Below are 23,973 nucleotides of genomic sequence, written 5' to 3'. Positions count from 1 at the left end.
GCATCAAACTTTGCTAAACTGATTGGGCTTTGACAGCCCGAAGGTGGGCGTTTAGCACAAAGAATTGCGCCTGCCTACCTCTTCTTGACGTGAGTCTACACTATGAACGCTCAAAAATCGACTGAATCGACTGATATTCCTCCTTCACGTAAGATTCTTGCCCAATTACTTGATGGCATTTTGGAAGATAGCGTCTTTGAAGGTTGGAATGACGAAACCCTGCGTAACACGGCAAAACGGCTTAATATTAGCAAAGGCCAAGTGCTCCTCGCGGCACCAGAAGGTATATCCTCTCTTCTTGAAGCATGGGCAGATAATGCAGATGACCACGCACGCGATATTTTAAAAAACACAGATCTTACCCAATTAAAGATCCGGCAGCGCATTGCTCTAGGTGTACGCGCCCGCATCTCCTATTTATCAGATAACAAAGAAGCAGCACGCCGTGCATCTCATGCGCTTGCTGCGCCATGGCGCGCCGGCCTTGGTCCCAAAATTATCTGGAATGCAGCGGATACAATTTGGTCCGCCTTAGGCGATAAATCCACAGATGCTAATTGGTACTCCAAACGGCTTGTTCTTTCCGGCGTGCTTACCTCCACTATTTCTCATTGGCTTGCGTCAGATGATGAGAATGATGACAGCACATGGGAATATCTGGATGATCGCATCGAAAATGTGATGCAATTTGAAAAAGCAAAAGCGCAAGTTAAAAACTTCACTGACAAACTTCCCGATCCCCTTGATCTTCTAAAGTTTGTGCCAAAATCTGGTCCTCTGGGAAAATAACCTCAGACAAGCAAACATCTTGACCATTCCCATATTTGGGAATATTTCTCAAATATGGTCAATTCTTGCAACACAAACGAAAACCCATTTGATGATGCCCTTCTAGCGCTTCGCTTAAAAAGCCTGCGCCAAGAAAACCAATACTCCCTCGATCAACTCGCAGAACGTAGCGGCATTAGTCGCGGCACTCTTTCGCGTTTAGAAAAAGGTGACGTTAGCCCAACAACAAATGTGCTTGGAAAGTTATGCAGTGCATATGGTCTTTCCATGTCGCGCTTAATGGCGATGGTCGAAACTCAATTTGATCCGCTAGTAAAAGCGAAAGACCAACAAATTTGGGATGACACAAAAACAGGCTATACTCGCAAATCTGTATCCCCTCCCAACGGCCACCTATCAGGCGAAGTCGTTGAAGGAAAACTTGCTCCCAACACGCATATCTGTTTTGAAAAACCTTTCCGCCTAAATATAGAACATCATCTCATATTACATAGCGGCAGTTTACGCATGACGCTGGATCATTGTGTATATGATTTGAGAGATGGAGATTGCTTACGCTACCTCCTCACCGGATCTTCTACATTTGAAAACACCGGCCCAACCCCTGTCCACTATCACCTCTTTATCCTTTGAGCCCCTATCATGAGCGCCCTTGATATCCGCACACTTTCACCTGATCAGCTAGATGAAAACCTTGTCGGCTTGAGTAAGGTTTTACATGCGTGCGTACATTCCGGCGCAAGTGTCAGTTTCGTCCTACCTTTTACCTTAAAAGATGCCATGCGCTTTTGGACCAACAAAGTGCGCCCAGCGTTAGTTGCGAGTGAGTGTGTTTTGTTTGCAGCCTTCATAAATGAAGAATTAGTCGGCACAGTCCAGCTTGATCACTCCATGCCACCCAACCAAACCCATAGATGTGAGGTTTCAAAATTACTTGTCCGCCCCGATTTTCACCGCCGAGGGATCGCACGAAAACTCATGGTCGCACTCGAGCAAAAAGCAAGGCAGCTCGAAAGACCACTCATTACTTTAGATACCGCGAAAAACAGTAATGCGCAGCATTTGTATGAAAGTTTAGGTTTTAACCGTGTTGGTGAAATACCAAATTTTGCACGCCACCCCACTTTAAAAAAGCACGAAGCCACCACTTACATGTATAAAGAGGTTCAGGCATCGTCCACTAGGTAAACACACAGTATTCACCTGCTCACCTCTATGCATGCAGAGCATAACCACGCCCCTAGCACGAGCTATGCAGATTACCTCCAAACCTTGTTTGAGTGACCCAATTTACGACCTTCACCACCGCCTCTTTTAGCGTATATGCGCGGCGCTTCGCCATCCTTAGCGCGCGTCTCCCATAATGCGATATCACTATCACCCAATAGATTGTCCATGCGTATATCTACAAAGCGCTGCGTTGGCCCTAGAGGCCAACCACACACAGCGCGTATATGTTGCTCAAACTGCCCCAATAGGCACGCATCCTCAGTCCAATGGCCTGTGTTGTGAACGCGCGGCGCAAATTCATTCGCCAGCAAAGAACCATCTTTAAGGACAAACAATTCCAAAGCTAAAACACCAACATAATCAAGAGATTGTGCTAATTTTCGCCCTAAATCCCCGGCAACTTCCTTCGTCTGCTCAGACACGTTCGCTGGCAATGTAGAAGACTTTAATATGCCGCCTGCATGATCATTTTCAGGTGTGTCATACAATGCAATTTGACCATCTCTACTGCGCGCAACCAGTACGGAAATTTCACGTTCAAATGAAATAAATGCCTCAAGAACAGCAGGAACTTTTCCAATTTTTTCCCATGCAGCAATAGGGTCTGACGATAAATCAAGCCGCGCTTGGCCTTTCCCATCATACCCTTCTCGACGCGCCTTCAGTACACCTTTGCCGCCTAGTTTTTCTAATGCCGGAAGAATGTCTTCTGGCCCATCTATCCGTGCAAAAGGTGCGGGATTAATGTCAATAGAGTTCAAAAACTCTTTTTCTTTCAAGCGGTCCTGCGAACATCCAAGCGCGTTAGAGCGCGGATAAACTGGTGTACCAGCTGCCTCAATTACATCCAAACTTGCTGCTGGAATGTTCTCAAACTCAAACGTCACGACATCACATTTTTGAGCAAACTCTTTTAGTGCGTCGACATCATCATATTCAGCGATAATTTCATCCGCGCTTACGCGCGCCGCACAACTATCAATCTTAGGATTAAAGATAACGACATCCAGCCCCATCCGAGCGGCAGCCAATGAAAGCATGCGCCCCAACTGCCCACCACCTAAAATACCAATGACACCGCCCGGCGCTATCTTGCTCACCTGCAATAACCTATTCTTTTTATTTAATTAATCTTCAACTGTTTCTACAACAGCATCTGTCTGCGCTTGACGGAAAGCTTCTAATTTTTCCGCGACGTCTTCACTATGTCCAGCCACTATCGCCGCTGCAAGTAGCCCTGCATTTGCCGCTCCTGCATCACCAATCGCAAGCGTCCCTACTGGAATTCCCTTCGGCATTTGCACAATTGAATACAAGCTATCCACGCCTGAAAGCGCTTTAGATTTCACAGGAACCCCGAGTACAGGCACAATAGTCATCGAAGCAATCATACCCGGCAAATGCGCAGCACCGCCCGCACCAGCAATAATAACCTTTAATCCTCGTGACTTAGCTGACTTAGCATACTCAACCAAACGATCCGGTGTGCGGTGCGCGGAGACAACTTTGGTTTCATGCGGAATACCCATTTGCGAAAGTAAATCCGATGCTAATTTCATTGTTGGCCAATCAGATCTGCTGCCCATGACAACACCGACCAATGGTTGATCAGAATTTGACAACATATTTTCGTTGCTCATGAAACATGCCTCCCCAGCGGGTCCAATAAATGTAAATGTATCGTTTGAGATAGCAACACACCTACAGAAAGCGCGGGAGTATAGGCATAGTTCGCTTTGCGGCAAGAGAGAGTATGAGATTGTCTTGAAACTGGCATAAAAATTACCGATCTGACAAATTAATTGCGCTTTTACCTCCCCTAACAAGGGAGAGAGTTAGCAAAAGGTTAACTTTCAATGTAAGCTGTTAACCGCCCGCTAACTGTGAACGGTTATTAATTAACCATAATGAGAATTGTGGACAGGCTATGAAATTTCTCTCAATCTTTTCAGCGAGGCGTTCGGAAGACGGAAACACTCGCTATATTGATGAAAATGGTGATATCGGCGTTGAAAAAGCGACCGAACTTTTCGGCATTTCTGAAGCAGAATTAACGCCCGCCGTTCGCGCCGCAATTGGTGCCATGACTGGCGAGATATCAGAATTAAGAAACAAAAATAACGCCCTCTTAAAGTCCCTTGAAACGGCAGAAAGCATGGCGGATCACGATGCTTTGGTCCCCCTCTTCAACCGAAGAGCTTTCGTACGTGAACTATCGAGACTTGTCGCATTTTCAAGACGATACGGCTTAGACGCCAGTATAATTTATTTCGACTTAGACGGCTTTAAAACCATCAATGATACGTATGGACATTCAGCTGGAGATAAAATTCTTCTCGCTGTTGCTGATGTTCTTGTCCAACAAACACGAGAGTCTGATTTGCTTGGACGGTTAGGCGGAGACGAATTTATCGCAGTGTTGACCAGTGTCACACCGGCACAAGCGAGAGAAAAAGCAAACCAACTCGCAACCGCCATAAAAGAAATATGCATTCAATATGAAGGAAATGAGCTTTCCATTGATGCATCATTTGGTGTCACATCATTGGAGCATGATGAAACAGCAGAACTACAAATTGCCCGAGCTGATGAAGCTATGTACGCCACAAAAATGCGGCGTAAGGCGAAAATTAGCAATATCTCCTAAAACGCCAATTTTATTTTTCACCAATTAGGCGATAATATCGGGAAGCGATTTGTCCTTCAGCCTAACGATCTCTTCCTTTAGCAAGAATTGTTGTCGTTTTAGAGAAGCAATCTCCAAATCTCCTTCTCCCTGATAGGTGAGCGCCTCAATTCGGGTATCAAGAAGACGACACTCAGCTTCAATTTCGTTTATTCTTTCTGCCGTTGATAAAGTGGAATTCACGTTGTTTTTGTTGTCTGAATAATTCAAAACTTATCTCTCCTTATTGACTACTATTCACGAAAAACCAGCCAAAATCTCTATCGGTTTGGAATAGCTGATGGTCACACATTCCAAGCACATCAATCCGGAACCAAATGAATATTACTATGACCATTTATTAGTTCGATAATCAGGTCAAAGTAGGTTGATCCAGAATTTTCATTCCGTAATTTTTCGAGATTCGACTTGATTTTCTCAACTTTATACCGCTGAGGATGGTTGAGTTTTTCTAGGTAATAATTCCTCGTAGCTTCGACACCTAAATGTGCTCTGCTTACATCAATATTTCGCCAGACTAATTTTACATTTTTACGGCCAGATATCGCACCAAAACCGCCATAAAACAAATCATTAAGCGCATCTAAGCTCTCCCCTATCACCCAGTTTTCGTCACACATAAAAACTCGATTAATCTCATCGTAAAATGAGCTAATATCTGTAATACTTTCTCCTTCGAGTACGAACGTTTTTGTCATTGAATGATCCAAATTTCAGACACACATGGCGAAGAGGCGAATAACCAATCAAATGTCCTGAAGAGCAACTTCGCAGGTATCGATATACTATCTGAGTTTCCAAAAATTACACCATCGCCAAACACACGAAGATTCACTCCACAATAGGCATGTAACTTTTTTTGATCCGTCAAAGGATGACTTCTACGAAACTCTATGTTTTACTTTAGTCTCCACAATGAAGGAGGTTTGAATGAGCACAGACGCACGTATTCGTGAACTGAGTGAACGTCATAAACGTCTAGAAGTCACGATCGACGACAAACGAAAAAGCCCTTCCACACCAGACCAAGAGATTCTAGATCTCAAGCGAAAAAAGCTTCGCATCAAAGACGAAATCGTCTCGTTAAAAGCGGGATAATCCTAAAACTATTACGCATCCCATAAAATAAACGGCGGACAGCATTCGCCTATTTGGAGAATTGTGTTTTTCTTATCCGTTTAATGGCTTCGTATTTGCTCTCTCTTCATCTTATGTGGGTATATGCTTGCATAAGTGACATGAAAGGCTGTGAAACATGCGTGGACCATTAGACCCTGAGCAATTGCTGTCCCCAGGGATGCTAAAATCAGCAAACACTTTACTAACCGTCTGTTTGGCGGCACTCGCTGCAATGGGACTTTTACGTGCCCTTTGGAGTTTACTCACTTGGAATCCCTTCACCGCAATATTCCAAGCAGGTTTAGCTATTGCGATACCTCTTTCTCTCTGGATGATAGTACGTCTCTTAAGCGAAAGCCTTGCCGCACAACACAATTTGAATGAGCGCATTACACTTCTCAACGAAACCCTATGGTCTGATGAAGACGAGGAGTTGTGGGAAGAGATGGACGTTTCACTTCACGAAGACGCAAACGAAGACGATTCTTATAGCTCAGCAGCGACAGAAGAATCTGACGTAAAAAATGAAACTGTTGAATCAACAAGCCCAACAGAAACTGCACAAACATCAAATAGCGATGAAAAACTGACAACGACTTCAGATGAGGCACCCAATGCCCCTGAGGAAAACAAAACTAATCAATAGCTTGATGTATTAGAACACCTGAAGACAGAGGATGACGTAGCACTTCCTCTGTTTTTGGTTTCCAGCATTAAAAATGCATTGCTGAAACTTCCCCAAATCTGGAGCTGAATACATGGCCACCTCCTCACACCCCACACTCGTCATTATTGGCGGGGCCAAACGTATTGGAAACGTGTGTGCGCGCGTTTTTTCTCAGCAAGGCTGGTCCGTGTTTTTAGCTGATACTGATGCAAAAGCGCTCAAAGCAATCAAGGAAACACTGGGTGATAAAGTAGATACGCTTTCCCCTTCTACCATCACAACAAACATAGGCCTGAACAATATATTATCAGGTGCGATGAGCGCTTTTGGTCACGTCGATGCAGTATGCCACATACCCGAACTTCCCCCAGCTAAAAACTTTGGCGATATAAAGGTAGGGGAATTTGAAGAAAAGATCATAGCGCCCGCTCGCTCTATCACAGCTGCATTACGTATTTTTAGCGATCAAATGATCAAACAAATGGAAGATATGGATCCTGCAGCCGCAAAAACCGCAAACCCAAGCTTTGTTCAAGTCTTTGGCTTGGGTGCCCTCTACGGCGACCCTGGAGCATACTCACAGCATGTTTCACAGGCCATGGCACTTGCCGCAGCAAAAGCGGCTACAATTGATCTAGCGGCTCAACGTATCCGCACAAATGCTATTATTGCCGTTCGCCCACGCGCAGAAAACGAAGAACCTTGGCTAAAAGAACGCACACCCTTAGGGCGCCACTCCTTTGCCGAAGAAATTTCACAGGCCGTTGCTTTCCTAACCAGTGATGGGGCCGCAAACATGACTGGGCAGTCTATAATCTTAGATGGTGGACGCTCAACTCTAAACGGCGTTTGCAACCTAAAGGATGAAGAGGAAAGTTAAACCTCAATACAACCTTTATAATACCACAAAAAAGAGGGGCTAGATAATACGACATCCAGCCCCTCTTTTTAAATCAAATATGGTACTTATTCGTCATCACTTGATGATTTACCGAAATTCGCAAACACGTCATCCGCATTTGGTTCATCTGCACCCTTGCTATCATCTTGCGTAGGTCTTGAACCAAAACCTCTAAACGGATCAGCAACTTCAACATTGCCGTCGTCACCCGTTTTCACCATGTCGATACCTGCACCCAATGCACCAATCTCTCGATCTTCTTCCATTTTTCTACGCTTAGAAGAAGCTTTAGCTACCAATGCATCAAGTTCAATTTGAGTACATAGTCCCAATGTCACAGGATCTACTGGTTTCAAGTTTTCAGTATTCCAGTGAGACTTAGTACGGATTGCCTCAATCGTATTTTTGGTCGTACCGATGATTTTAGAAATTTGAGCATCCGAAATTTCGGGGTGGTGGCGCAAGAACCAAGAAATCGCATCTGGACGATCACTACGACGCGATACTGGCGTATAGCGCGCGCCTTTACGCTTAGGAGGCGCAACAACTTTATCAAACTTAGGAGATGCCGGCTTCAAAGCGTGGTTTGGATCTTTTTCACCGCGCTCAATTTCGGCACGCGTCAACTCACCACGTGACACTGGGTCCACGCCGCGCATGTGTTCTGCAACTTCACCATCCGCAATGCCTTTGACTTCAAGACGGTGCAATTCACAAAAATCAGCGATCTGCTCAAACGTCAGTGCAGTGTTGTCAACAAGCCATACAGCTGTTGCTTTAGGCATAAGAATATTGGCCATTAGTCGCCTCCAAAAACAATTTCGCCCGGCACTTGGGCCGGGCGGTTTGATCTCATAAGACATGAGACAAAACGTTAGTTGCGATCAGTATACGCATATTTGGTGGATTTGTGAATTCCCAAAGCGGAACATTTTCGACAATCTGGTTTTACAACGTCAACATGATTTTACCGATGTGTTCACCACTCGTCATGCGGTCATGTGCTTTTTCAGCCTCCTGCATAGCAAATCTAGAATCTACAACCGGCCTCACCTGCCCGCTCGCTACCCACGGCCAAACTATTTCAACAGCCATATTTGCTAAATGCATCTTCGCTATATCATTGCGCCCCCTTAAAGTTGACCCAGTAATACTTAACTGCTTCATCATGACTTTAAGGATATTTACCTCTCCTTTAAGGCCGCCTTGAGCAGCTATGTGAACCAACCTTCCTCCAAAATTCAATGCATTGATATGTTTAGGCAAATAATCACCACCCACCATGTCTAAAATAACGTCAGCGCCGCCAACAGCTTTTAACTCTTCTTCAAAATCACTTGTTTTGTAGTTGAATGCCCCATCAGCTCCCAACTCGATACAGGCTTTACATTTTTCATCGCTGCCTGCTGTAACATAAACATTCGCTCCCATAGCTTTGGCCATTTGAATAGCTGTGGTGCCAATCCCGGATGCACCTCCTTGTACAAACAACGTCTCACCAGGATGTAAAACTGCTATATCAAAGACATTTGCCCATACAGTCAGAACTGCCTCGGGGAGCAACGCGGCTTCCTGTAAAGACACGCCCTCGGGAACAGGCATAACACTTCTATGATGTGCAATGGCATATTCAGCATATCCACCAGCAGGCAGTAGAGCACATACTTCTTGGCCTAATTGCCAATCATCAACACCCTCGCCAACAGCCTCAACATAACCAGACACTTCAAGTCCCATAATATCAGGGCAGCCTTTTGGAGGCGGGTACATGCCTTTGCGCTGCAAAATATCCGCTCTGTTCACCCCTGCTGCGACGACTCTGATACAGACCTGATCAATGGATGGTATTGGCCTGCTCACTGTTTGCCACTCCAGTGCTCCCCCCTCTACTACCTTAATGGTTTTCATTTGATCGCTCTGAACATGGCTCTGGGTCATCAGGCTTTCCTTCATTCTATAAATTCTATTTATTTTGACACACCAAACGCCTTCACGTCAGATGACAAAACGCCTACCATAACATGACGTTTCCAAAAGATAGCTTCAGGGAGCCACTTTATGTTTGATGAAGATCCAAAAGCAAAACCAGCAAGAACACTAGAAGAAATGTCGATTGAGGAATTGGGGTATCAGATTGAAACGCTCAAAGAGAAAATCAAACTTTGCGAAGCTGAAATTGCCAAAAAGAAACAGGTGAAAGACGCAGCAGACGCGATTTTTGGATAATTACACTATATTAACAGCGTAAAACTGGACTCACACCTGCATATTTGAACACTATGTAGAGACTTAGCTAAGACTCTATGTGTTATAGTATTTGGCTATAGTCCGGACCTTGGGCGAGAGATTGTGTATAGTATCCGAAGGTCAAAATAGTATTGGGTGTCTGAATGAAATCTGTTTCTATGATTGGCGACGACTGGAAAAATCGCGTATCAGAATTTGCAACTTCGGAAGTTTTTGACCGTCTTTTCAAAGAAGGTATGGGACTTGTGGAAGAAGCAGCAGCTTATCTTGATGGCCCTGGACGCCAAGAAAGTCGACAGCTAGATAGAGAACACGCACTCGTATATGCGGCCGAAAGCATGGAAGTGACAACACGTCTTATGCAATCTGCCAGCTGGTTAGTTGTTCAACGCGCTGTGCGTGAAGGTGACATGACATCTGACGAAGCAGGTGAAGACAAGTTTCGCCTGACGCCACCAAATGAACTCCGCAGCCTGTCCGCTGTCGAACATCTCCCCGAAGCATTGCTCGATCTCGTTGTACGGTCACGCGCTTTGTATGACCGTGTATGGAGATTGGATAAAAAATTATTTGCTATTGAACCAGCGCCGACAGACAACCCTGTTATGAGTCAAATGGAACGCCTTCAATCAGCAGCAGACACAGGTGCTTTTGATCCACTCGCAATTTGGCGTGACCCTAAATAGTTTTGGAAAAATTCAGACAAAAAAAACCCGCTGCAAATTTTGCAGCGGGTTTTTTTATAACTTGTTTTCTGGAGATTGCCGAAACAATCTAGAAATTAAACCAAATCGGTCTATTTCTTTTTCATGAAACCAGAGAATTTGTCATTAAAGCGGGATACACGACCTGCACGGTCCATCATGTGCTGGTTTCCACCAGTCCATGCTGGGTGAGTCTTAGGGTCAATATCCAACTGTAGAGTATCGCCTTCTTTACCCATTGTTGAACGAGTTTGGTAAGAAGTTCCATCTGTCATCTTGACAGTAATGAAGTGATAGTCCGGATGTACGTCTTGTTTCATCGGTACGTGGCCCTTAAACGCCTTGGTCTTAGTTTTTTTAAATCGAAGCAGCGCGCTTACCGGATTTAGCAGCATTTATCAACCCCTAACTGGGTCTTAGAGCAGAATAAAAGATGACAGAACACCAAACACAAGCCGATCAAGATAGAAAAGCAGGAACCCGGCGTGGCGGCAGTGCCGGACTGCCTGATCGCCCTAAGAGTAAGAAACTGCGCCCTCTTCTTCAGCTTTGGCCCTATGTTGCTGGACGCGGTGCCATTTTTTGGCCTGCCCTTTTATTATTGCTTGCTGGTGTCGGTATCACACTCTACTTGCCGGTTGTGTTGCGAGACATTGTCGATAATGGACTCGCCAACAATGACATCCCCGCAATCAACCAAGGTTTCATGACCTTCATCGGTGTTGTGATCGTCATGACGCTTGTGACATCTGCGCGCTTTTATTTTATGTCGCTCTTAGGAGAACGTGCCGCTGCAGACCTACGTTCGGACGTCTACAAAAAACTTATCAATCTATCTTCTGGATATTATTCCAGCTTACGTTCTGGTGAAGCTGTTTCTCGCCTCACGGCAGATGTGACGCTGATAGAAAGTTTTCTAGGCTCATCTGCATCCATCTTCTTGCGCAATGCTCTCTCCCTAACAGGAGCGCTTATAATGATGTTCATTTTGAACTGGCGTCTGACAGGTGTCATGTTTGTAGCTGTTCCCCTCGTCATGATACCGATGTTCATTATTGGAACGCGTGTAAGGAAACTTTCCTCAGCGGTGCAAGACCGCATTGCTGACGCAGCCGGAGAGGCCTCTGAGAGCCTTGAAGCTATAGAGCTGGTGCAAGCCTACGGACAAGAAGCCACGCGCGCGGAACGCTTCCGCATGGCTTGCGAAACGGCCTTCCAGGCAGCGCGCCGCCGTATTGGTGCTCAAACGCTTATGTCTGGGTCGGTTATCTTTGGACTATTTACCGGAATAGCCTTCATGTCATGGCTTGCCATTCAAGAAGTCTTGGCCGAACGCATGACATCTGGAGAGCTTGCACAATTTTCCATGTATGCCCTTTCAGGCGTGTCAGGGTTTGGAATGCTTGCAGATGTTTTTAATGCTGCCATGCGCACATCAGGAGCTATTCAACGCTGTTCTGAAATCCTCAATGAAGAGCCAGACATTCGCGCACCAGAAAATCCTCGCGCTATGCCTTCACCCGTGACAGGTGCCGTCCAATTTGACCAAGTATCATTCTCCTATCCTACCGATACAAACGCCGCCGCATTGGACAAATTCGATCTTAAAATAAAATCAGGCGAAACAGTTGCGCTTGTCGGCCCATCAGGGGCAGGTAAATCAACAGTATTTCGTATGCTACTGCGTTTTTACGATCCTCAATCAGGCGCAATTTTACTTGATGGCATGGATGCACGGGCCGTTACGCCCCAAGACTGGCGCGCTCAATTTGGATATGTACCTCAAGAGGCGGCCCTCTTTTCAGGTTCAGCAGCAGACAATTTGAAATTTGCTTCCCCCAAAGCAACCGACGAAGAAATTATAAATGCATTGAAAGCTTCAGAGGCTTGGCGTTTTCTTGAGACTAAAAAAGGGTTACAAGCTGAACTCGGTGGTCGTGGCAAAAACCTATCTGGGGGTGAGCGCCAACGCGTTGCTATCGCGCGCGCTTTGGTACGTGATGCACCCGTTATGCTGCTAGATGAAGCAACCAGCGCGTTGGACGCAGAAAATGAGCGCTTGGTACAAGCCGCGCTCGATAAAGCTTCTGACGGGCGCACAACACTCGTGATTGCCCACCGTCTCGCCACGGTAAGGCGCGCTGACCGCATTGTTGTTATGGATAAAGGACGCGTCGCTGAGGAAGGCGACCATGAAAGTCTCGTATCGCAAGGCGGCATTTATGCACACCTTGCAGAATTACAATTTTCAGGCAGTTAAAACCTATTAGTCCCCAGACGTGGTAAGCTCATCCTCACCTTGAGAGCTAAGTTTCATCCATTTCTGGGGCTCTAAGCCATAGGCCATATCCATGACTTCAAACTGAAGTCCTACAGGCATGCTCGTTGAAGAATTCCAAAGCGCAGCAATGCCTGTATCCAGTTCTGGATCAAACAAAATCATCGCCCTATATCCGCGCACTGCGCCCCTGTGCCCGACCAATTTCCGGCCTTCATAATCATATACGCGCCACCCTAAGGCATAATCTGCATGGGTGATGTGTGAGGATTGGCGACGCATACGGTTGCGCTCTTTCCATGTTGCTGCTTTGGGTGCGTGTATTTTGTCGAGCACTTCTGGTGGCAAGACATTCGGGGCGAGTCCCATTTGCGCCTGCATGTAGCGTGCTAAGTCTTCGATAGAGGAATTCATGCCGCCTGCTGCGGGGACTTTGTAATAGTTGTCGTTCAACTCCACAGGGGCGACCATAGAAATGCCCCGCGAATATCCGAATGGAAATGCATAATTCCCTGACTGAATAAGCTCTTCACGTGTGAGGCTCGCCGATGTCATCCCCAGTGGTTGCAGAATGTTTTCCGTGACCAATTCTTGATAAGACTTACCTGTCACATCAGCTGCTATTTCAGAAATCGCATCAAAGGCAACGTTTTGGTAGGAGTGACAATCTGCGGGTGGGCATATGTTTTTTAGTTTACCGAGATCTTTGCGGATGATTTGTGGATCAACCCCGTCCTCCAAACGTGTATCATATGCATTGGGCACGATACCTAGTTGATGCGATAGCAGATCTTCCACCTTAACTTTCGCCGTTCCATTCGCAGGTAAGCGCAGAGTGGTTTTATAATTTGAAACCGGAGCCTTCAGATCCATCTGCCCGCGATTATCTAAAATACCAGCCAGTGTACCCGCCATACCTTTAGACAAGGACGCCCAACGAAAAACAGTATCTTTATTGACTTGCGGACCACCCGGGAAAACATTGCCATATCCTTTGACGAAAGACATTTCACCGCGATCCACAATCGCAATCGCAAAGCCGACCATTTGGTCTTCTTTCATCAAATCTTCTACACGTGCATTCACATAGTTTAAGTCTATCAATGAAGGAGGTCGCGGCGCGAGTGTCGGTGCAGACAATTCACCTGTCGCGACAGGTTTGGACGGCGTCTCAATGCCGTCATCCGCCTCACCTGCAATTGCAAATGAGACACCCACAGCAGTAAACAAAACTACGCGTGATACAAATGCAGATATATCCCCGAGTCGTGACATTCTTGGCCCTCTAAATTCGCCTGACAGATGAAAAGCTCTAGCTATTCTCTTCTGAAACGAGTCATAATTGTGGTGAACACGTCATGTTACGATAGTTTCAGCTAACCTTCATGATTTGATTATTCGCGTGCGCTCTAAACTGAATACATTTTATCTTATTTGGCTCTGGTACCATAATTAAATTGCGCACCTTCACTGGGAGTTTTCTATGAACCTCACAAAAAACTATCAGCAAATGGCCAAATATAATCAATGGATGACAGAAAAAATATATTCTCGAACATCGCATCTATCCGATGCTCAATTTAAGGAAGACCTTGGAGCATTCTGGAAGTCCATTCATTCTACTATGAATCATATTTTATGGGCAGATATAATCTGGATGACACGCTTTGATCTATCACTGCCCTATCAACCTAGCGATATGGGTGTTGATCTATATGCAGATCGCAAAATGTTAGAAAACACACATAAGGAAGCAATATTACGCCTTCAGGAATGGACGCATACATTCAATGATGACTGGCTCGCAGGAGACCTTGTTTGGACGCGCGCCTCAAATGGTCAAACCTATACGAAACCGCGCTGGCTCTGCATCACGCATATCTTCAATCACCAAACCCACCATCGGGGTCAGGTGACGCACATGCTTAAACACTTCAATATTGATATAGGCGATACAGATTTACCGCTTATGCCGACCGACTAGACCTTTGGTTTAATCTTACCCTCGACACGGTCAATCAGCTTCGCGGTAATCGTTGTGTTTCCACATACAAGATCACCGTCATTTAGAGGATGAGCGCCGTTTAAGCCGCTAACTTCTCCGCCTGCTTCACGCACAAGCACAATACCCGCCGCAACATCCCAAGGCGCGAGACCGCGCTCCCAAAAGCCATCAAAGCGACCAGATGCAACATAAGCTAAATCAAGCGCGGCAGCTCCAAAACGGCGAATACCCGCAACTTCACCCATAAGTACGTGGAGTTCTTTAATATATTGCGTGTGATCACCACGGCCCATAAATGGGATACCGGTAGCAATCACGCTTTCTCCAAGTTTGCGGCGGTTTGAGATACGCAAGCGACGGTTTTCTAGCCAAGCTCCCTCGCCTGTCTCTGCCCAAAAAATCTCGTTGCGGATCACATCATGCACAACACCGGCACGCAATTCACCATCACGCTCTAGTCCAATGGACACAGCAAAGTGTGGAATACCATGCAAAAAGTTCGTCGTGCCATCTAAAGGATCAACGATGAAACGGTGAGATTTATCTGACCCCTCAATCACGCCAGCCTCTTCCATAAGAAAGCCATATCCTGGGCGCTTTTTAGAAAGGCGATCAAAACAAATTTGTTCAGCTTTTTTGTCTGCTGCAGATACAAAATCTGCCGGTCCCTTTTTGGAAACCTGAAGATTTTCAACTTCCCCAAAATCGCGCAATAATTTGCGGCCTGCCGCTTGTGCAGCTTCAATCATAATCGAGACGGTTGGGGATGGACGGGACATTATTTCAATTTTCCTACGAGCAGACCTGATGATGTGTGGAGATCACCAAGCAAAATACCAGACGGGGCGTCTAACCTAGTCAAGCCAATATATCAAGGCATTGCTGGCCTTGAGACTATCTATGCATGAAGCGAACTAGCCTCATAAACGGTGTGCCACGCATGAATTAACAATATAAGTCCAAGCTTCCAAATGGATTGGAAAACTATGGGCGCAAACTATCAATTATCCGATTAAATTCTGCAACCGCCGCTTTGGGGCCATCTTTATAATCCCAAACACCAGAGGATACCGCCAAAAAGTCAGCTCCCGCCTCAATAAGCGGCGCAGCGTTGTCAACAGTAATCCCGCCAATTGCCACACAGGGTAACTCGATAAATTGTTGCCACCATGTAAGCGTATCAAGTTCAGCTTTTGCTTTTGGGTCTTTTGTTTGCGTCGGATAAAATGCACCAAAGGCGACATAATCAGCGCCTTGTTCTCCGGCTTCCATACCTAAGTGGCGGCTATCATGACATGTCACACCGACAATCATATCTTCGCCGACTATCTTACGTGCATCTTTCAATGACACGTCATCTTGCCCAATATGGACACCATCTGCATTGAGTTTTTTTGCAAGATCAGGGCGATCATTAATAAGAACAGCCACGCCTTTAGCTTGCGCCATTGGGATAATTTGTTTGGCAACCGCCTCTATATGTTCATCGGGCGCAGCGATACCCTCACGCGATTTGAGGCGAATTTGCAAACTAGCTACATCACCGCCATCTAAAGCCTGCGTGCAGGCATCTACAAAGGCATCAATATCGTCAATTATTGGCGGCGTGATGAGGTATAGGCGGCATTCTTGGTTCATGAGAATGTCTGTGTTACTAAATGGTTTTATCGTCAAGGTCTTTTGCTGTCGCAATCACGTTTACATAAATATTGCGGCGCTATCTGCACAATTTCAAACCAATGGTGGATTGGTATGCGTTTGCGTTTTTCTATTTTGTGTCTGAGCCTATTTTTTACGTCAGCATGTGATTTAGACATCGAGTCCGATGTTCAATTGCTGAAAGGCGAAAAGATAAGCTCACTCGATAACACAAAAATACTGTACGTGATGAGTGATGATGGCCTGTCGGATGATCATCTCAATTTGGCTACTGCATCTGAGAAATCAGACTTGGGTAAAAACCCATACTATCTGAAAGAAGCCGCACGCTTAAAAACAGTACTCGATTGCTATGTCTACGAACCAATGGATGGAAGTGAACAGCTCTATGTGAAGTTCAATCAGGTCAAAGGGCATGTTTATGCAATGGGATATTCCCGTGATGGGTGTTTAGAGAAAAAGCAAAAAGGCGAACATTTCATTGGGGCTGTTATTATCACAAACAATGGAATTTCATTTCCCTTAGAGACCACACAAAAATTTGAGGATTGGACGACAACTCTTTCCGATTGGAATAAATTTCGACTTGGTGTCAAATCCGACATTACGTTTGAAAAAGATGAGACTGGACAGGTTCAGGAAGTTATAAATATTTCCCAGAACTCAGCGAATGCGATCAAAGAATTTTACAAGTCTGCACACTATGAAATTGCAAGTGGTGAGGAAAATATAACCGTTGACGCAATCAATGCGCACTTAGCAAAGCCTTCAAGTGATATATACAAAGCTGTCAGCGTATGTTGGTTTTGCTTTAACGGGAATACGCCGTCCCAGTATAAGGCAATGATTACCGCTGAAATCTTGAAAACACGATTGATTGAGTTTCAAGCAAAAGAAAAAGCAACACGCGAGGCACAAGCCAAACTCGCCGCGCAACAAAAAGAACTTCAAGCCCAGCGCGCTCAACAAGCTCAGGCTCAGGCTCAGGCTCAGGCTCAGGCTCAGGCGAGATATTCCCCTCCACTCCCTTCAACAAGCCCATCATATTCTAGCAGCTCTATGAGCTTGATCGAAAAATACACACCCGGAGATGTCTACTTCCTTCAGGGCGTTATGAAAGATGAACCTGTTGTCGTTGTGATGGTCAATGAACAGCGTAATCAGATCAAGGTGCGCCGCACGGAAGATGGAACAGCCAAATGGGTTTCGCCAAACGATTTGATAAGTCGAGAAACGAAAAATACCAATAATTTGGCGCGCGGTGCCATCGCCACCGGTCTAGTCATTTGTGCGTTAGGCGGCTGCGAAGACAAATAGATACCCTCTTTCAGAGAAGACTATTTGACCGCATCAAAAAAGCCCTGAGCAAAGAAAATGCTCAGGGCTTTTTATTAAATCATACTAGGCGGAACTTAGCTTTTAAACTGATCTAGCTCACCTGCGGCATAACGTTTTGCCATGTCAGATAGTGGGATAGCTTTAATCTTGCTTGCTTGACCTTCAGCACCAAATTGTTGGTAACGCTCAATACAGATTTTTGTCATAGCTTCTTTAGCTGGTTTCAAATATTTGCGTGGGTCGAATTCTGCTGGTGTTTCAGTGAATACTTTACGGATCGCACCAGTGATTGCCATACGACAGTCTGTGTCAATGTTCACTTTACGCACGCCGTGCTTGATACCACGTTGAATTTCTTCTACTGGCACACCCCAAGTTTGTGGCATTTCACCGCCATATTTGTTGATGATTTCTTGTAGATCTTCAGGCACAGAAGATGAACCATGCATCACCAAGTGTGTGTTAGGTAAACGCTTGTGAATTTCTTCAATCACGTTCATCGCAAGCACTTCACCATCTGGTTTACGGCTAAACTTGTAAGCACCGTGGCTCGTTCCCATTGCGATCGCAAGTGCATCCACATTGGTCTTTTTCACGAAATCAACAGCTTGGTCTGGATCTGTGAGAAGGTCAGACATTTCCAACTTACCTTCAAACCCATGACCATCTTCTTTTTCGCCTTCACCTGTTTCAAGCGAACCTAGTACACCTAGCTCACCCTCAACGGATGCACCAACCCAGTGTGCCATATCGGAAACGGCTTTTGTGACGTGAACATTGTGTTCATATGATGCAGGTGTTTTCGCATCGCGCTCAAGCGACCCATCCATCATCACAGATGTGAAACCAAATTGTACTGCTGTCGCACATGTCGCTTCTGAATTACCGTGGTCTTGGTGCATACACACAGGAAGGTGTGGGTACATTTCAACCATAGCATCAATAATGTGTTTTAAAACAATGTCGTTTGCGTATGCACGTGCACCACGTGAAGCTTGGATAATAACAGGTGCATTCACCTTGTCCGCCGCTTCCATGATAGCAAGCGCCTGCTCCATGTTATTGATGTTAAACGCTGGTAGTCCATAGTCATTTTCAGCCGCGTGATCTAACAGCTGGCGAAGCGTAATACGTGCCATTTTAATACTCGTCCCATTTGCATTCGCGTTATCGCGATTATTGCTTATTTCGGTTGCACGAAACCCTAGCAGATTCCGTGCCGCCATTTCTAACTTGGTGTCTTATATACGCTAAAGGCGTCAATTTTGTAACTACTGGTTACACCCGTAACGCTTCAACACCTGGTAATTCTTTTCCTTCCATCCATTCTAGGAAGGCTCCACCTGCTGTTGAGATGAATGTAAAGTCTTGTGCAGCACCCGCATGATTAAGAGCAGCAACAGTGTCACCACCGCCCGCAACGGCTGTAATCTTACCAGATTTAGCCAAGTCACCCGCACCTTTTGCCGCCGCAACAGTCGCCTCATCGAATGGCTCCAGCTCAAATGCACCAAGAGGCCCATTCCACACAACAGTTTTAGATTTGGACATTTCATCCACTAGAGCTGCCGCAGAAATTGGACCTGCATCCAAAATCATTTCATCTTCAGCAACTTCACTTGCATCGCAAATACGTGATGGTGCACGTGCTTTAAATTCTTTTGCACACACAACATCCGTTGGCAGCATAATCTTACAGCCAGCTTTCTCAGCAGCCGCTTGAATATCTTTCACTGTGCCAGTCAGATCAGCTTCACACAGAGATTTCCCGACAGACACGCCATCAGCAAACAAAAATGTGTTCGCCATGCCGCCACCGATAACCAATGTGTCTACTTTCGAGACAAGGTTTTTCAGCAAATCAATTTTTGAAGACACTTTTGCGCCGCCGACAACCGCAACAACCGGTCGCTGCGGTGTTCCCAAAGCTGCATCAAGAGATTTAAGCTCTGCTTCCATAGAACGACCAGCATAGGCCGGAAGGAATTTCGTCACGCCTTCTGTCGATGCGTGCGCACGGTGGGCTGCGGAGAACGCGTCATTGACATAAATGTCGCCCAGCTCTGCCATTGCTTTTGCCAGATCAACATCGTTTTTTTCTTCGCCAGCTTCAAAACGCGTATTTTCAAGCAATACTACTTCATCTTGTGGGCGGCTCTCAATAAAAGCTTTTGCCTTTGGACCAAAACCACAATTTTCGGCAAAAGAAACTGGCGCACCCAAAACCTCACCAAATGCAGTCGCAACTGGTTTCAAACTCATCTCTGGTACGATTTGCCCCTTAGGACGACCAAAGTGAGCCATCAAGACAACTTTCGCGCCATGCTCACGTAAAAACTTTACGGTTGGAAGCGCTGCACGAAAACGCGTGTCATCTGTCACTTCACCGGCATCATTCATTGGAACGTTGAAATCCACGCGAACCAACGCTGTTTTCCCGCCAACTTCATCAGCGATAGTGTCTAGAGTACGAAAATTCGACATGATTTTCTCCTAATGATTTAGATCAATTACGTTCAGGACAGCAAAGCCGTTAAGAATAGCGTCGACCGCGACTGTGGATAATATCATCCCCATAACACGGCTTATAACACTTGCTCCAGACGTCCCTATTATTTTGAGTATTGGATTAGCCAACAGCAATAAAACAAATGTGAAGATCAACACACCAAGTAGCAAACCAGCTGTTACTGTTTGCTCAAGAATAGAATTACCTTGATTTTCAGTGAGGATGATCACAGTCATAATGGCACCGGGCGACGCGATAGATGGCATTGCCAGTGGAAAAACGGCGCTTTGACTGATCGTTTTAGCTTTCGCTAACTCTTCTTCTGGTTTTGAATCACCAAACACCATCTGCAATGCAAACAGGAATAAGATTATCCCACCGGCGATCTGAAACGATCCCAGCGCTAAGCCTAGTGCCTCAAATACAAGCTGCCCTAAAGCCAGAAAGAAATATAAAACAACTGCTGCAATTAAAACACCCACAAGCGCAACCTTAGGGCGCGACTCTGCGGTCATACCAGCAGTCACAGCAATGAAAATGGGGATCGTTCCGATAGGATCAATAACAACAAAAAGCGTTATCAAATCTCGATAGAGCGATCCCCAATCCATATACTATACCCGTGTCAAAAACTGCTATTACTAGATGAATTTCGCTAAAGCGATTGCAGTGTCTGACATACGTGTTGAGAAGCCCCACTCATTATCGTACCAAGCAAGAACAGATACGAAGTTTCCGTCCATTACTTTTGTTTGATCAGCGTGGAAAATCGAAGAGTGCGGGTCGTGGTTGAAGTCAGAAGACACATGCTTCACTTCAGTATACCCTAGCACACCTTTTAGAGAACCTTCAGCAGCTTCTTTTACCGCCGCATTGATTTCTTCAATTGTTGTATCGCGCTTTGCAACAAATTTCAGGTCAACAACAGAAACATTTGGTGTTGGAACACGCAATGAGAAACCATCCAATTTACCGTTTAGCTCTGGAAGAACCAAGCCTACAGCTTTAGCAGCACCCGTTGAAGTTGGGATCATTGACAATGCAGCTGCACGTGCGCGGTAAAGGTCTTTGTGCATACGGTCGAGTGTTGGCTGGTCACCAGTATATGAGTGGATTGTTGTCATAATCCCTTTCTCAATACCGATTTTGTCGTTCAATACTTTCGCAACTGGAGACAGACAGTTTGTTGTACAAGATGCGTTAGACACAACCAAATCATCAGCTGTCAAAGTATCGTGGTTCACACCATAAACGATTGTTTTGTCAGCGCCCGTTGCAGGAGCAGAAACAAGAACACGCTTTGCACCAGCTTCTAGGTGAGCAGACGCTTTTTCTTTATCTGCAAAGAAACCTGTACACTCCATCGCAATATCGATGTTGTTTTCTTTGTGCGGCAATTCTTTTGGGTCGCGGATAGCTGTAACTTTGATCGCTTTTCCGTTTACGATGATGTTTTCACCTTCAACAGACACATCTGCTTGCAAAGTGCCGTGAACAGAATCGTATTTCAAAAGATGTGCATTTGTCTCAACAGGACCAAGGTCGTTGATTGACACAACTTCAATATCAGTGCGCTTATTTTCGATAATAGAACGCAGTACTAAGCGTCCGATGCGTCCAAAACCATTGATTGCTACACGTACAGCCATCTTAAATTTCCTTTACAGTCCCTGTTGACGGTACGGAATACATGGCCCCGTACCGAAGTTTTATCAATATTATTCGTTCAATTAGATTTGTTTTAACGCAGCATCCACAATTGCATCGGAAGTGATATTAAAGTGGTTGAATAGGTCTTTTGCTGGTGCAGACGCCCCAAAACCATTCATTCCGACAAATTCACCATCTGATCCAATCACTGCATCCCACCCAAATCGGACGCCAGCCTCGGCACCCACTTTAGGGACATTACCGCCAAGTACCTCTTCTTGGTATGCGTCAGATTGCTCGAAGAATAATTCCATACATGGCATGGATACAACGCGTGCACCAATACCTTGTGCCGCAAGCTTTTCTTGTGCTTCCAGCGCTAGTCCAACTTCAGATCCAGTTGCAACAATCACGACCTGTAATTCACCGCTTGCTTCAGACAGAATATAACCGCCCTTTGCAACAAGGTTTTCATCTGTGTGTGACTTACGTGCTGGCACAACACCTTGGCGTGTAAGCGCAATAACAGATGGGCTATCTTCATAGCTCAATGCCATTTGCCACGCTTCCATTGTTTCAACACCATCACAAGGACGATATACTTTAATACCCGGCATAGCGCGTAAAGATGCCACATGCTCAACAGGTTGGTGTGTAGGACCATCCTCACCCAAACCGATAGAGTCATGCGTCATTACGTGAATAACGCGCGCACCCATCAATGCACCCAAACGAATGGCACCACGTGAATAGTCCGCAAATGCCAAGAATGTCCCAGAATAAGGAATAACACCGCCATGTTGCGCCATACCGTTCATCGCGGCCGCCATTGCGTGCTCACGCACACCATAGTGCATATAGCGCCCTGCCCAATCAGAATTGTTCAGTGCGGTCGTGTGCGATGTTTTCGTGTTGTTTGATCCTGTCAGGTCAGCAGACCCACCAATCATCTCCGGAATAACACCAGTGAGCACTTCAAGCGCCGCTCCAGACCATTGACGCGTTGCTTTCGTGGCTTGGCCTTCAACAACGTCTTTCTTGTGTGCGTTCGCAGCAGCTTCAACGCCCTCAGGCAATTTACCAGCCATAGCGCGTGTAAATTCGGATGCTTTATCAGATGCATTCAAACGTGCTTCCCACGCTTTGCGTTCATCCACTGAACGCGAACCCGCCGCGCGCCACGCGTCCAATACCTCTGGTACGACAGTAAAGCGCTCTTTAGGTAATCCAAGGTTTTCACGAAGCGCTGCAGTTTCATCTGCGGGGTAAGGTCCGCCATGGGCTTTACCTTGTCCGGCAAATGTTGGCGCTCCAAAACCAATTGTTGTTTTACATGCAATTAAGCTCGGTTTATCCGTGTTTGCTTTTGCGCGCGAAATTGCTTCTGCGACTGCCTCTGGATCATGCCCATCGACAGCATCTACTTGCCAGCCAGACGCCGCAAAACGCGCCGTTTGTTTCGTTGAGTCAGCGACATCTGTCCCACCATCAATTGTCACTGCGTTATCGTCAAACAGAACAATCAATTTACCCAAGCCTAAATGACCTGCCAGTGTGAGCGCTTCTTGAGAAATGCCTTCCATCAAGCAGCCATCACCTGCGATCACATAAGTATAGTGATCGACTAAATCATCTCCATAACGCGCATTCATGTTGCGTTCGGCGATCGCCATACCAACGGCTGTTGCTATCCCCTGCCCGAGAGGACCAGTTGTCGTTTCAACGCCTTCCGTTACGAAGTTTTCTGGGTGACCCGGCGTGTTTGAACCTAGCTGACGAAACTGCTTAATGTCGTCCATAGATACTGATGCATAACCTGTTAAGTGTAACAGAGAATAAATCAGCATTGAACCGTGCCCAGCTGACAATACAAAGCGGTCACGATCTGCCCATTTGGGGGCTGTTGGATCAAATTTTAGAAACTGAGTAAACAAGACAGTCGCTGCATCAGCCATTCCCAATGGGAGACCCAAATGTCCAATACCCGCTTTTTCAATAGCATCGGTTGAAAGTGCGCGAATGGCATTCGCCATATCACGGTTAGCGACTGCAGAAGATGTCATTTTCCATTCCCTTAAAGTGTTTCAAATGTGAGTTAAACGCATTAGCGAGAAGGTCAAGCCCCCACCAGTGATTGCGCTATCATTTTTCGAGGTGCCGACGCGTAAACCTCACAATTTATAAAGAATAA

The 23,973-nt window shown here is 45.8% G+C and carries 27 protein-coding genes; 12 read left to right on the top strand and 15 right to left on the bottom strand.

Annotated features, from left to right (window positions below; genetic code table 11):
• Positions 1 to 102: 102 nt before the first annotated feature.
• From ACFQS8_RS12895 to ACFQS8_RS12885, 3 genes are read left to right on the top strand one after another with little or no spacing between them, the layout of a single operon-like run.
• Positions 103 to 789: a COQ9 family protein gene (locus tag ACFQS8_RS12895; RefSeq protein WP_382168013.1), complete on the top strand. Its 687-nt coding sequence runs from the start codon at positions 103 to 105 to the stop codon at positions 787 to 789.
• 54 nt (positions 790 to 843) lie between these two features.
• On the top strand, positions 844 to 1,422 hold the full coding sequence (locus ACFQS8_RS12890; RefSeq protein WP_382168011.1) for a helix-turn-helix domain-containing protein: 579 nt from the start codon (positions 844 to 846) through the stop codon (positions 1,420 to 1,422).
• Between the two features lie 9 nt (positions 1,423 to 1,431).
• Positions 1,432 to 1,977 carry a GNAT family N-acetyltransferase gene (locus ACFQS8_RS12885; RefSeq protein ID WP_382168009.1) on the top strand — a complete coding sequence of 182 codons (546 nt, stop codon included), beginning with the start codon at positions 1,432 to 1,434 and terminating at the stop codon, positions 1,975 to 1,977.
• A gap of 71 nt (positions 1,978 to 2,048) precedes the next feature.
• On the opposite strand, the gene ACFQS8_RS12880 is transcribed toward ACFQS8_RS12885, so the two are convergent.
• A complete protein-coding gene (locus ACFQS8_RS12880) occupies positions 2,049 to 3,119 on the bottom strand; it encodes a 5-(carboxyamino)imidazole ribonucleotide synthase (RefSeq protein WP_382168007.1) in 1,071 nt (356 codons plus the stop codon).
• Positions 3,120 to 3,146: 27 nt separating this feature from the next.
• Positions 3,147 to 3,659 (bottom strand): 5-(carboxyamino)imidazole ribonucleotide mutase, encoded by a 513-nt coding sequence (gene purE / locus ACFQS8_RS12875; RefSeq protein ID WP_382168005.1) that lies wholly within the window; start codon positions 3,657 to 3,659, stop codon positions 3,147 to 3,149.
• A 287-nt stretch (positions 3,660 to 3,946) separates the two neighbouring features.
• Here purE and ACFQS8_RS12870 point away from each other — a divergent pair, with 287 nt between their 5' ends.
• Positions 3,947 to 4,666, top strand: coding sequence for a GGDEF domain-containing protein (locus tag ACFQS8_RS12870; RefSeq protein WP_382168004.1), 720 nt, complete (start codon positions 3,947 to 3,949; stop codon positions 4,664 to 4,666).
• A 24-nt stretch (positions 4,667 to 4,690) separates the two neighbouring features.
• On the opposite strand, the gene ACFQS8_RS12865 is transcribed toward ACFQS8_RS12870, so the two are convergent.
• Both ACFQS8_RS12865 and ACFQS8_RS12860 read right to left on the bottom strand, forming a co-directional pair.
• Complete coding sequence (locus ACFQS8_RS12865) at positions 4,691 to 4,915, bottom strand: DUF465 domain-containing protein (protein WP_382168002.1); 225 nt, start codon at positions 4,913 to 4,915, stop codon at positions 4,691 to 4,693.
• 92 nt (positions 4,916 to 5,007) lie between these two features.
• Positions 5,008 to 5,403, bottom strand: coding sequence for a barstar family protein (locus ACFQS8_RS12860; protein WP_382168000.1), 396 nt, complete (start codon positions 5,401 to 5,403; stop codon positions 5,008 to 5,010).
• A 232-nt stretch (positions 5,404 to 5,635) separates the two neighbouring features.
• Here ACFQS8_RS12860 and ACFQS8_RS12855 point away from each other — a divergent pair, with 232 nt between their 5' ends.
• The 3 genes from ACFQS8_RS12855 to ACFQS8_RS12845 all read left to right on the top strand — a co-directional run bounded on the left by ACFQS8_RS12855 (position 5,636) and on the right by ACFQS8_RS12845 (position 7,371).
• Complete coding sequence (locus ACFQS8_RS12855; RefSeq protein ID WP_382167998.1) at positions 5,636 to 5,803, top strand: YdcH family protein; 168 nt, start codon at positions 5,636 to 5,638, stop codon at positions 5,801 to 5,803.
• Between the two features lie 157 nt (positions 5,804 to 5,960).
• Positions 5,961 to 6,470, top strand: coding sequence for a hypothetical protein (locus ACFQS8_RS12850; protein ID WP_382167996.1), 510 nt, complete (start codon positions 5,961 to 5,963; stop codon positions 6,468 to 6,470).
• Positions 6,471 to 6,582: 112 nt separating this feature from the next.
• Entirely contained in the window at positions 6,583 to 7,371 is a 789-nt protein-coding gene (locus tag ACFQS8_RS12845) for an SDR family oxidoreductase (protein WP_382167994.1), read from the top strand.
• A gap of 86 nt (positions 7,372 to 7,457) precedes the next feature.
• Here the strand turns inward: ACFQS8_RS12845 and ACFQS8_RS12840 are convergent, their stop codons facing one another.
• On the bottom strand, positions 7,458 to 8,192 hold the full coding sequence (locus ACFQS8_RS12840) for a DUF1013 domain-containing protein (RefSeq protein ID WP_382167992.1): 735 nt from the start codon (positions 8,190 to 8,192) through the stop codon (positions 7,458 to 7,460).
• Between the two features lie 148 nt (positions 8,193 to 8,340).
• Positions 8,341 to 9,330 carry an NAD(P)H-quinone oxidoreductase gene (locus ACFQS8_RS12835; protein ID WP_382167990.1) on the bottom strand — a complete coding sequence of 330 codons (990 nt, stop codon included), beginning with the start codon at positions 9,328 to 9,330 and terminating at the stop codon, positions 8,341 to 8,343.
• Positions 9,331 to 9,450: 120 nt separating this feature from the next.
• Here ACFQS8_RS12835 and ACFQS8_RS12830 point away from each other — a divergent pair, with 120 nt between their 5' ends.
• Together ACFQS8_RS12830 and rcdA are read left to right on the top strand one after the other, a co-directional pair.
• Positions 9,451 to 9,618 carry a DUF1192 family protein gene (locus ACFQS8_RS12830; protein ID WP_382167988.1) on the top strand — a complete coding sequence of 56 codons (168 nt, stop codon included), beginning with the start codon at positions 9,451 to 9,453 and terminating at the stop codon, positions 9,616 to 9,618.
• 164 nt (positions 9,619 to 9,782) lie between these two features.
• Complete coding sequence (gene rcdA / locus ACFQS8_RS12825; protein ID WP_382167986.1) at positions 9,783 to 10,325, top strand: protease adaptor protein RcdA; 543 nt, start codon at positions 9,783 to 9,785, stop codon at positions 10,323 to 10,325.
• Between the two features lie 110 nt (positions 10,326 to 10,435).
• On the opposite strand, the gene rpmE is transcribed toward rcdA, so the two are convergent.
• Positions 10,436 to 10,663, bottom strand: coding sequence for a 50S ribosomal protein L31 (gene rpmE, locus ACFQS8_RS12820; protein WP_382167985.1), 228 nt, complete (start codon positions 10,661 to 10,663; stop codon positions 10,436 to 10,438).
• Positions 10,664 to 10,776: 113 nt separating this feature from the next.
• Between rpmE and ACFQS8_RS12815 the strand changes: the two genes are divergently transcribed.
• Positions 10,777 to 12,603 carry an ABC transporter transmembrane domain-containing protein gene (locus tag ACFQS8_RS12815; protein WP_382167983.1) on the top strand — a complete coding sequence of 609 codons (1,827 nt, stop codon included), beginning with the start codon at positions 10,777 to 10,779 and terminating at the stop codon, positions 12,601 to 12,603.
• Between the two features lie 6 nt (positions 12,604 to 12,609).
• Here ACFQS8_RS12815 and ACFQS8_RS12810 read toward each other — a convergent pair whose 3' ends face one another.
• Positions 12,610 to 13,896 carry a serine hydrolase domain-containing protein gene (locus tag ACFQS8_RS12810; protein WP_382167981.1) on the bottom strand — a complete coding sequence of 429 codons (1,287 nt, stop codon included), beginning with the start codon at positions 13,894 to 13,896 and terminating at the stop codon, positions 12,610 to 12,612.
• A 208-nt stretch (positions 13,897 to 14,104) separates the two neighbouring features.
• Here ACFQS8_RS12810 and ACFQS8_RS12805 point away from each other — a divergent pair, with 208 nt between their 5' ends.
• Positions 14,105 to 14,605: a DinB family protein gene (locus ACFQS8_RS12805; protein WP_382167979.1), complete on the top strand. Its 501-nt coding sequence runs from the start codon at positions 14,105 to 14,107 to the stop codon at positions 14,603 to 14,605.
• Here ACFQS8_RS12805 and ACFQS8_RS12800 read toward each other — a convergent pair.
• Entirely contained in the window at positions 14,602 to 15,405 is an 804-nt protein-coding gene (locus ACFQS8_RS12800; protein WP_382167977.1) for an inositol monophosphatase family protein, read from the bottom strand. The two genes, ACFQS8_RS12805 and ACFQS8_RS12800, sit on opposite strands and share 4 nt — an antisense overlap.
• A 205-nt stretch (positions 15,406 to 15,610) precedes the next feature.
• Entirely contained in the window at positions 15,611 to 16,264 is a 654-nt protein-coding gene (gene thiE, locus ACFQS8_RS12795; protein WP_382168633.1) for a thiamine phosphate synthase, read from the bottom strand.
• A gap of 114 nt (positions 16,265 to 16,378) precedes the next feature.
• Here thiE and ACFQS8_RS12790 point away from each other — a divergent pair, with 114 nt between their 5' ends.
• On the top strand, positions 16,379 to 17,602 hold the full coding sequence (locus ACFQS8_RS12790) for a hypothetical protein (protein ID WP_382167975.1): 1,224 nt from the start codon (positions 16,379 to 16,381) through the stop codon (positions 17,600 to 17,602).
• Positions 17,603 to 17,697: 95 nt separating this feature from the next.
• On the opposite strand, the gene fba is transcribed toward ACFQS8_RS12790, so the two are convergent.
• From fba to tkt, 5 genes are all read right to left on the bottom strand, one after another.
• Positions 17,698 to 18,762 (bottom strand): class II fructose-bisphosphate aldolase, encoded by a 1,065-nt coding sequence (gene fba, locus ACFQS8_RS12785; protein ID WP_382168631.1) that lies wholly within the window; start codon positions 18,760 to 18,762, stop codon positions 17,698 to 17,700.
• A 139-nt stretch (positions 18,763 to 18,901) separates the two neighbouring features.
• Entirely contained in the window at positions 18,902 to 20,107 is a 1,206-nt protein-coding gene (locus ACFQS8_RS12780) for a phosphoglycerate kinase (RefSeq protein WP_382167973.1), read from the bottom strand.
• Between the two features lie 9 nt (positions 20,108 to 20,116).
• Positions 20,117 to 20,743, bottom strand: a complete 627-nt coding sequence (locus ACFQS8_RS12775) for a MarC family protein (RefSeq protein WP_382167971.1) — start codon at positions 20,741 to 20,743, stop codon at positions 20,117 to 20,119.
• A 30-nt stretch (positions 20,744 to 20,773) separates the two neighbouring features.
• Positions 20,774 to 21,781, bottom strand: a complete 1,008-nt coding sequence (gap, locus tag ACFQS8_RS12770) for a type I glyceraldehyde-3-phosphate dehydrogenase (protein ID WP_382167969.1) — start codon at positions 21,779 to 21,781, stop codon at positions 20,774 to 20,776.
• Positions 21,782 to 21,862: 81 nt separating this feature from the next.
• Positions 21,863 to 23,845 carry a transketolase gene (gene tkt, locus ACFQS8_RS12765; protein ID WP_382167967.1) on the bottom strand — a complete coding sequence of 661 codons (1,983 nt, stop codon included), beginning with the start codon at positions 23,843 to 23,845 and terminating at the stop codon, positions 21,863 to 21,865.
• Positions 23,846 to 23,973 lie beyond the last annotated feature (128 nt).

The sequence above is a fragment of the Hirschia litorea genome (genome assembly GCF_042665075.1).
Lineage (GTDB): Bacteria > Pseudomonadota > Alphaproteobacteria > Caulobacterales > Hyphomonadaceae > Hirschia > Hirschia litorea.
Note: the sequence above shows the minus strand (reverse complement) of the source record. Positions and strands in the feature narration are given on the sequence as shown.